At 71.2% G+C, this 7,523-nt stretch carries 8 protein-coding genes and 1 pseudogene; 2 read left to right on the top strand and 7 right to left on the bottom strand.

Going from position 1 to position 7,523, the window contains the following annotated elements; translation table 11 throughout:
- From ADBZ5U_RS13195 to hypF, 4 genes and pseudogenes are all read right to left on the bottom strand, one after another.
- A pseudogene (locus tag ADBZ5U_RS13195) lies at positions 1-222 on the bottom strand (hydrogenase expression/formation protein HypE); the annotation flags it as partial.
- Complete coding sequence (gene hypD / locus ADBZ5U_RS13200; RefSeq protein WP_526810892.1) at positions 215-1,312, bottom strand: hydrogenase formation protein HypD; 1,098 nt, start codon at positions 1,310-1,312, stop codon at positions 215-217. The pseudogene ADBZ5U_RS13195 and the gene hypD, both read right to left, overlap by 8 nt.
- Positions 1,309-1,554 carry a HypC/HybG/HupF family hydrogenase formation chaperone gene (locus tag ADBZ5U_RS13205; protein ID WP_526810894.1) on the bottom strand — a complete coding sequence of 82 codons (246 nt, stop codon included), beginning with the start codon at positions 1,552-1,554 and terminating at the stop codon, positions 1,309-1,311. Before ADBZ5U_RS13205 ends, hypD begins: the two co-directional genes overlap by 4 nt.
- Positions 1,527-3,812 (bottom strand): carbamoyltransferase HypF, encoded by a 2,286-nt coding sequence (gene hypF / locus ADBZ5U_RS13210; RefSeq protein ID WP_526810896.1) that lies wholly within the window; start codon positions 3,810-3,812, stop codon positions 1,527-1,529. The genes ADBZ5U_RS13205 and hypF overlap by 28 nt, the downstream gene beginning before the upstream one ends.
- Positions 3,813-3,842: 30 nt before the next feature.
- Between hypF and ADBZ5U_RS13215 the strand changes: the two genes are divergently transcribed.
- Together ADBZ5U_RS13215 and hypB are read left to right on the top strand one after the other, a co-directional pair.
- Positions 3,843-4,178 (top strand): hydrogenase maturation nickel metallochaperone HypA/HybF, encoded by a 336-nt coding sequence (locus ADBZ5U_RS13215; RefSeq protein WP_526810898.1) that lies wholly within the window; start codon positions 3,843-3,845, stop codon positions 4,176-4,178.
- 13 nt (positions 4,179-4,191) lie between these two features.
- The gene (hypB, locus tag ADBZ5U_RS13220; protein ID WP_526810900.1) at positions 4,192-4,986 is read left to right on the top strand and encodes a hydrogenase nickel incorporation protein HypB; all 795 of its coding nucleotides are present in this window, start codon (positions 4,192-4,194) and stop codon (positions 4,984-4,986) included.
- Here the strand turns inward: hypB and ADBZ5U_RS13225 are convergent.
- From ADBZ5U_RS13225 to ADBZ5U_RS13235, 3 genes are all read right to left on the bottom strand, one after another.
- Positions 4,954-5,223 (bottom strand): SpoIIE family protein phosphatase, encoded by a 270-nt coding sequence (locus tag ADBZ5U_RS13225; protein ID WP_526810901.1) that lies wholly within the window; start codon positions 5,221-5,223, stop codon positions 4,954-4,956. The genes hypB and ADBZ5U_RS13225 overlap by 33 nt on opposite strands.
- 175 nt (positions 5,224-5,398) lie before the next feature.
- Positions 5,399-6,058 carry an SIMPL domain-containing protein gene (locus ADBZ5U_RS13230; protein WP_526810903.1) on the bottom strand — a complete coding sequence of 220 codons (660 nt, stop codon included), beginning with the start codon at positions 6,056-6,058 and terminating at the stop codon, positions 5,399-5,401.
- 7 nt (positions 6,059-6,065) lie between these two features.
- Positions 6,066-7,523: acyl-CoA dehydrogenase family protein (locus tag ADBZ5U_RS13235; protein WP_526810904.1), on the bottom strand; the 1,458-nt coding region annotated here is incomplete at its 5' end.

Genomic DNA, 7,523 nt, shown 5'->3' on the forward strand with positions numbered 1-7,523 from the left:
CAGCGGGTTGACGACGTAGGAGTCGGTGGTCAGCGCGATCCGGCCGCCCGGGTTGGCCAGCACGGCGGAGTCCCGCGACGGGCCGCCGGCCGAACCGAAGGCCGGCAGGAAGAGGTTCTCGACGAGTTCCTCGGACAGGATCCCGCCGCCGCCGTGGCCGAGGACGATGCGCCTGGTGTCGCGCAGCGGCAACGGGCAGACCCAATTCGACGGATCAGACACTGGCCTCGAGCCGCCGGAACTGGTAGTAGGCCGCGCACGCGCCCTCGCTGGAGACCATGGTGGCGCCCAGCGGGGTTCGCGGCGTGCAGGTCTTCCCGAACGCCGGGCACTGGTTGGGCTTGAGCAGGCCCTGGAGCACCTCACCGCTGCGGCATTCCGCGGACTCCGAAACGCGCAGCTCACCCACCCCGAACCTGAGCTCGGCGTCGAACTCGGCGTACCGCGGCGACAGCGTCCAGCCCGACCGCGGGATCATCCCGATGCCCCGCCACTGCCGGTCGGTGACGACGAAGACGTCGGCCAGCGCCTCCCTCGCGACGGTGTTGCCGGCCGCGGTCACCGCGCGCGGGTAGGCGTTGCGCAGTTCCGGGGTGCCCGCCTCCAGGAGTTCGACCACCTGCCGCACGCCCTCGAGCAGATCCAGCGGTTCGAAGCCGGTCACCACGATCGGGACGCCGTACTTGCCCACCAGCGGGCCGTACTCCCCGGTGCCCATCACGGTGCAGACATGCCCGGCGGCCAGGAAGCCCTGCACCCGGTTGGTCGGCGAAGAGAGGATGGCCGTCATCGCCGGCGGCACCAGCACGTGGGACACCAGGATCGAGAAGTTGGTCAGGCCGAGGCGCTTGGCGTGCAGCACCGCCATGGCGTTGGCCGGGGCGGTGGTCTCGAATCCGACGCCGAAGAACACCACCTGCTTGTCCGGGTTCTCCGCGGCGACGCGGGTGGCGTCCAGCGGGGAGTAGACGATCCGGACGTCGCCGCCGCGGGCGCGCACACTGAACAGGTCCCGGCTGGACCCGGGCACCCGCAGCATGTCGCCGAACGAGCAGAAGACGACGTCGTCGCGGGCGGCGATCTCCAGGGCGCGGTCGATCATCTCCAGCGGTGTGACGCAGACCGGGCAGCCGGGCCCGTGGATGAACTCCACCGCACCGTCGAGCAACTGGTCGATCCCGTTGCGGATGATGGAGTGGGTCTGGCCGCCGCAGACCTCCATCACCGTCCAGTTCCGGGTGGCGGTTCGACGGATGTTCTCGACCAGGGCCTTGGCGGCGGCCGGGTCGCGGAACTCGTCGAGGTACTTCATGCGCCGAGTTCCTCCTCGAGGATCCCGAGGTCGGCGAACATCTTCAGGGTCTCGTTCGCCGACGCCTCGTCGAGGCGGGTGATGGCGAAGCCGGCGTGCACGATGGTGTACTCGCCGATCTCCATGTCCGGCAGGTAGGCCAGGCAGACGGACTTGGTGGTGCCGCCGAAGTCGACAGTCGACATCCGGGTGCCGGACTCCTCCCAGATCTCGATCACCTTGCCGGGGATTCCGAGGCACATAGGCCGTTCCTTTCCCTCGTCCTATCCCTTGCCCTGATCGCGGCGGCGATGGTGGCCTGTCCCAGCGCCAGACCGCCGTCGTTACAGGGAACGATACGGTGAGTGAGCACCTCGTGACCGGTTTGCCTAAGAGTTCTGCGAAGACCCTGCAGCAGTATCCGATTGGCGAAAACGCCGCCGGTCAGACCGATCGTCCGGATGCCCGCGTCGCCGGCGCAGTGCGCCGCCGCCCGGGCGGTCGCCCGGATGACCGCGTGGTGGAATCCGCACGCGAGGTCGGCGGGTTCCGCGCCGTCCCGGACGCCCTGCGCCAGAGCGGCGATCAGCGGCGCGGGATCGAGCAGACCACCGGTGACCGCGAAGTCGACGGCGACCGGCCGGCCGCGCCGGGCCAGGTGCTCGAGTTCGACCGCGGCCTGGCCTTCGTAGCTGACCTGCTGGCAGATCCCGAGCAGGCTGGCGACGGCGTCGAACAGCCGTCCCATGCTCGACGTCGGCACGCACCCCACCCCGCGCGGAATCTGCCGGCGCAGCACGCCCAACCCCACCTCGCCGACCGCGGCGACCGGTGGCAGGTCGGGGCTCCACTCGACACCGGCCCGGGCCAGCAGGTCCAGGGCGATGCGGGCGGGTTGGCGCACCGCGCCGTCGCCGCCGGGCAGGGCGAAGGGCAGCAGGTGCCCGGACCGGGTGAACTCCGCCGGGTCGGTGACGGTCAGCAACTCCCCGCCCCAGATGGTGCCGTCGGTGCCGTAGCCGGTGCCGTCGTAGGTGACGGCGACGATCGGTGTGCCCAGGCGGTGGTGGTCTGCCAGCAGCGAGACGGCGTGGGCGTGGTGGTGCTGCACGGCGATCACCGGCCGGCCGGACCGGTGCGCCCAGGCGGTGGTGGCGTAGCGGGGATGGGCGTCGCAGGCGATCAGTTCGGGCCTGCGGTCGGTCATGAACGCCAGGTGGTCCAGGGCGTCCTCGAAGCAGCGCTGGGTGCGGAGGTCGGCCATGTCACCGAGGTGGGCCGACATGTGGGCCCGGCCGTCGGACCCCATCAGGCAGAACGTGGTCTTGAGGTCCCCGCCGCAGGCCAGCACCACCGGGGTGTCGGCGGCCGGCACCGAGACCGGCAGCGGGGCGTACCCGCGGGACCGCCGCACCGGGACCTCGGAGCGCCGGTCGTCCAGGGTGACCACGGAGTCCTCGCACGGCACGTGGATCGGGCGGTCGTGGGTCAGCACGGCGTCGGCCAGGCCGTCGATCCAGTGCAGATCCGCGTCGCGGTAGACGATCGGCGACCCGCCCCGGTTGGCCGAGGTCATCACCAGCGGGAGCGGACCCAGTCGGTCGAAGAGCAGGTGGTGCACCGGCGAGTAGGCCAGCATCACCCCGAGGTCGGCCAGGCCCGGGGCGACCGCGTCAGCGACCCCGGTGGCGCCCGGGCGGCGCGGGACCAGAACGATCGGCGCCGCCGGGCCGGCCAGTGCGGCGGCCGCCGCCTCGTCGATCTCGGCGATCCCCCGGGCGGCCTCGAGGTCGGCCACCATCACCGCGAAAGGCTTTGCGGGGCGGTTCTTCCGCTGCCGCAGCAGGTTCACCACCGCCGCGTCGTCGGCGCGGCAGGCCAGATGGAAACCGCCGATCCCCTTGACCGCGACGATCCCGCCGGCCAGCAGTGCGTCGGCGGCCGCGTCCGGCGACCCCGACAGCCGAGGCCCGCAGTCACCGCAGGCGATGGTCTGGGCGTGGTAGCGACGGTCGGCGGGGTCGGAGTACTCGGCGGCGCAGGCGCCGCACATCGGGAAGCCGGCCATCGTGGTCGCCGGCCGGTCGTAGGGCAGGTCGGTGATGACCGTGTAACGCGGGCCGCAGTTGGTGCAGGTGATGAACGGGTGCCGGTAGCGCCGGTCGGCGGGATCCCGCATCTCCCGCAGACAGTCCGCGCAGGCGGCGATGTCCGGGGGCACCAGGGTCCGGGAACTGTCCCCGGCCCGGCTCTCGACGATCCGGAATTCGTCGGCGCCGCAGGGGGCGACGGGCACCGATGTGAGCGCGTCGATCCGGGCCATCGGCGGCGGCCGGCGCCGCAGTGCGGAGACGGCGGCGTCGACCTCGGTCCGCGGTCCCTCGAACTCGCAGTGCACCGACCCGGCGTCGTTGTAGACCCAGCCGCCCAGGCCGAACTCCGCGGCGATCCGCGCCACAGCCGGGCGGAAACCCACGCCCTGCACCACGCCGGTGATGTCGAGATGAACCCGAACCGTCACACAAGCCACGCTAGTCGTAGGGTTGTTTTGATGCACGAGTTGTCGCTGTGCCAGGCGATCGCCGGGGTGGTCAAACCCCACGCCGCAGGCCGTCGCGTCGACGTGGTGCGGGTTCAGGTGGGCGCCCTGCGCCAGGTGGTGCCCGACACCCTGTCGTTCTGCTGGACCCTGGTGCGCGACCACGCCGACATGCCCGGGGCGGAGTTGGTGTTGGAGCTGGTCCCCGCCGAGGTCGACTGCCGCGCCTGCGGCCGGCAGTCCCGCATCGAGTCCCGTTGGTCGGTGTACTGCCCGCACTGCCGCAGCGCCGACGTGTCGGTGATCCGGGGCGAGGAGTTCCTGGTGACCTCCGTCGACGTCACCTAAGAAGGGGTTCGCAATGGGTCGCTTCCACCGCCACGACGACGGCACCGTCCACAGCCACGACCAGGCCGACGGCGTGGACGACCACGAGCACGACCACGAGCACGACCACGGCGACCACAGCGGGTACGCCACCGGATCCGAGCGCATCGAGGTGCTGGAGTCGATCTTCGCCGAGAACGACGACCGGGCCGCAGTCAACCGGACGATGTTCGCCGACAACGGGATTCGCGCGCTGAACCTGATGAGCTCACCGGGCTCGGGCAAGACCACCATCCTGGCGGCCACCCTGGACGCGCTGGCCGGGGAGTTCGCCGTGGGTATCGTCGAGGGTGATATCGCCACCGACCTCGACGCCGCGAAGCTCGACGGCCGGGGCGCGCAGATCTCACTGCTGAACACCAGCGACGGTTTCGGCGGGGAGTGCCATCTGGACGCCCCGATGGTGCACCGCGCCCTGCACGGACTGGACCTGCCCGCGCTGGACCTGGTGATCGTCGAGAACGTCGGAAACCTGGTGTGCCCGGCGGAGTTCGACGTCGGCGAGCACGCCAAGGCGATGGTCTACTCGGTCACCGAGGGTGAGGACAAACCGCTGAAGTATCCGGTGATGTTCCGGTCGGTGGACCTGGTGCTGCTCAACAAGATCGACCTGGTGCCGTACCTGGACGCCGACGTCGGCGCCTACGTCGCGCGGGTCCGCGAGGTCAACCCGACGGCGGTGGTGCTGCCGGTGAGCGCCCGCACCGGCGAGGGCATGGCCGCCTGGCTGGACTGGCTACGCGCCTTCGCCGAACCGCACGACCACTAGGCAGACATCGTCCTCGCGCGGCGGCGCGACGAGCGCCGGCGGGTGTCCGGCCGAGCTGTAGGACAGCGCGCGGGCCGGGCCGTGGTAGACGGCGACCCCCGACGTGGCGAAGTCGCCGCGGATCACCGCAGCGGAGAAGTCGTTGACCGCAGCGAGCAGGGCGCCGGGCTCAAACCCCTGGTGGGCGAAGGCGCGTCCGGCGCCGCGTAACTGCGCCATGTCCTCGACCGCCGCCATCCCATGGCCGCCACATCGCCGACCGCGAGATAGTTCCGACCGCCCGGCAGCGCCATCACGTAATACCAGTCCTACAAGTTCACCGTTTCAGCCGGTTTATCACGGAACCGGCCGAAAAATCCTCGGGCCGAGTGAGGATCGGTGGTCGCGGCGGGGCCGGCGAGGACCTACCTGATCAGCGGGTGGCGGTGAACGTCGCCTCCACGTAGGCACTGACCTCGACGTCGTCGGGTCTCAGGGTGATCTCCGCACCCGGGCCGGACGCGTCGGCCATGGCGCGGGCGAGTTTCGCCCTTGGCTCACCCGGGCCGGACAGCCCGGGGTCACCGACGGTGCGGACCTGCACCGGCCCGAGGTCCAGGGCGTCGGCGTAGTCCTGGGCGCGCCGCCTGGCGTCGCGGACCGCCTCCTGGCGGGCGTCGCGTTCCACCGCCCGTTGCCGGTCGTCGGTCAGGGTCCAGCTGATGTGTCCGACCTCGACCCCGCCCAGGCCGGCCGCCCGGGTGGCCCAGGCGCCCAGCTCGTCGAAGTCGGTGAAGGTCGCGGTGAACGAGGCCGCGGCGGCATGGACCGTCGGCAACTGAGCCCCGTCCTGGTTGTACGGGCGGTAGGCGTTCTTGCGGATCTGCTCGACGGCGTACCTGGTCACCGGCCCCCGGTCGGCGTCGTGCCGGGACGCCAGCGATGCCGTAACGTCGGAGAGGACGGCGGCGACCAGTCGTACCACCGGTTCGGGGTCGGGACCGTCGGCTCGCACCGAGCCGTGCACCGTGGCCTGCTCGGGTGGCAACTTCACCGAATGCGAACCCTGGACCCGTATCTCGACGTCGGTCATGGCCGTCCTACTTGATCAGCGGGTCGCGGGGCATGCCGAGGATGCGCTCGGCGATCTGGTTGCGGGCCACCTCCGAGGTGCCGCCGGCGATGGCCATCCCGCGCGCGCCCATGGCGGCTCGGGCGGCCAGTGCCGCCTCGCCGTCATCCAGCGCCAACTCCGGGCCGACCAGCGCCGCGGCGATCGCGCCCTGCTCGCCGAAGTGCTCGGCCAGTTTCAGTTTGGTGATGTTGCCTTCCGGGCCGGGTCCGGCGCCGGAGACACTCCGGGCGGCGCGGCGCAGGTTGAGCAGGCGCAGCCCATGGTCGTCGGCGATGAACCGGCCCACCCGTTGAACCGAGCCGGCCATCCGGTCGCCGTGGCGCCCGGCCAGGTCGACCAGCCACGCCGTCGCCGGGGCGATCCCGCCGGCTCCCCCGCCGATGCTCACCCGCTCGTTGCCCAGGGTGGCGCGCGCCACCGTCCAGCCGGCGTTGGGTTCCCCCACGACGTCCTCATCGGGGACGAAGACGTCACTGAGGAACACCTCGTTGAATTCCTTGCCGCCGGTGATCTGGCGCAGCGGCCGAACCTCCACGCCCGGGGCTTTCATGTCCAGGATCACCATGGTGATTCCGGCATGCTTGGGGCCGTCGAAATCCGTTCGGACGGTGGCTAATCCACGCCGCGCGTAGTGCGCGCCGGAGGTCCACACCTTCTGGCCGTTGATGATCCAGCCGCCGTCGACGCGGGTGGCTTTGGTCTTCACCGCGGCCGCATCCGATCCGGCGGACGGCTCGGAGAACAGCTGGCACCAGATCTCGTCCCTGCGCAGCGCCTTCTCCACGAAACGTTCGATCTGCGAGGCGGTTCCATGCTGGATCAGGGTGAGGATCACCCACCCGGTGATGCCGTAGTCCGGGCGTTTGACGCCGGCGGTGGCGAACTCCTCCTCGACCAGGAGTTGCTCGACGGCTCCGGCGGCCCGTCCCCACGGCCTGGGCCAGTGCGGCATGAGGTAGCCCGTCGCGATGAGCTCGTCGAGTTGGGCGTCGGCGTCGAGTGCGGCGATGCGCCCTGCCTCGGCGCGGATCTCGGCGCGCATCCCCTCGGCCTCCGGCGGCAGGTCGAGGGTGTTGGCGCGCTGGAGTCCGGAGGCGGTCAGGGTGAACAGGTCGGTGGCCGGTGCGTCCCCGCCCAGCAGCGACTGCACCGTCAGCGCCCGCCGCAGGTGCAGGTGCGCGTCGTGCTCCCAGGTGAACCCGATGCCGCCGTGCACCTGGATGTTGAGTTCGGCGTTGCGGACGTAGGCCGGGAAGGCCAGCGTGGCGGCGGCCGCGGCGATCAGGTGGAACTGCTGCTCGTCCTCCCCGGCGGCGCGGGCGGCGTCCCACACGCAGGCGACCGCCGACTCGGCGGCCACCAGCATGTTGGCGCAGTGGTGCTTGACGGCCTGGAAGGTGGCGATGGTGCGGCCGAATTGCTC

Origin of the sequence: Mycobacterium sp. (genome assembly GCF_040398885.1) — a bacterium.
Lineage (GTDB): Bacteria > Actinomycetota > Actinomycetes > Mycobacteriales > Mycobacteriaceae > Mycobacterium.